Origin of the sequence: Evansella clarkii (assembly GCF_002019695.1) — a bacterium.
Classification (GTDB): Bacteria; Bacillota; Bacilli; order Bacillales; family Salisediminibacteriaceae; genus Evansella; species Evansella clarkii.
In genome coordinates, this window is sequence record NZ_MTIV01000027.1 from 1 (window position 1) to 890 (window position 890).

General features: G+C 31.2%; 1 protein-coding gene. It reads left to right on the forward strand.

Going from position 1 to position 890, the window contains the following annotated elements; translation table 11 throughout:
* The first annotated feature begins 250 nt into the window (after positions 1 to 250).
* Positions 251 to 760, forward strand: a complete 510-nt coding sequence (locus BK582_RS26345) for a GNAT family N-acetyltransferase (RefSeq protein WP_078598716.1) — start codon at positions 251 to 253, stop codon at positions 758 to 760.
* The last annotated feature ends 130 nt before the right edge of the window (positions 761 to 890 follow it).

The following is an 890-nucleotide window of genomic DNA, read 5'->3' on the forward strand; positions in this document are numbered from 1 at the left end:
TAACCATGTAAATAATGTCTAATGAAAAAGAGTAGCTATGAAATCCTTAGATAAACGGAGTTTTCGTAAGAAAACAAAAAGATTATAGAGGGAGGTTAGTAAAAAAGACAAATATGACATGAGTAAAGCAAAAAGTAAATTTAATCTTATAAATACCATATTATTTTATCTTACATAAACCCTTTAAGGAATTTTTCGTGTGGTATATTTAACCATATAAAATTAAGTAAGGGTGGTTGTCTTGAAAAAGATAGATAAAAGTATAAAGGTAGAAAAATGTTTAAATATTGAGGAACATATAAATGAACTTATTAGCCTTTTGATAGATGTTGTTGAGGATGGAGCTTCTATTGGAATGCTACCACCACTAGAACCTTTAGAAGCAAAAAAGTATTGGGAAAGCGTTCTTAATCCTAACGTAATCCTTCTTGTTGCAAAGGTTAACAGCAAAATAGTAGGTAGCGTGCAATTACATCTATGTTCAAAACAGAATGGTTTACATAGAGCTGAAGTTGCAAAGTTAATGACTCATCCAAATTACCAGAGGCATGGCATTGGTCGATTATTAATGGAGAATGCTCATGACACAGCTTTAGAAATGGGTAAAACATTGCTGGTTCTAGATACCAGGGAAGGAGACCCATCGAATATACTATACATTTCATTAGGATACATTAAGGCTGGACGGATACCTGCTTATGCCCTTTCTGAAAATGGTCAATTCGATGCAACAATAATTTATTATAAAAATCTAATGTAAGTAGGTAGGATCATCAATTGTGAAAGATTGTACTTAAATGTAGTGTAGTCCTTTAGGAAATTAAAAATAAAAAATTAATAATGAAAAACCCCTAATTCCATGCAAAAATTTAGGGGTTTCTACAATTTAA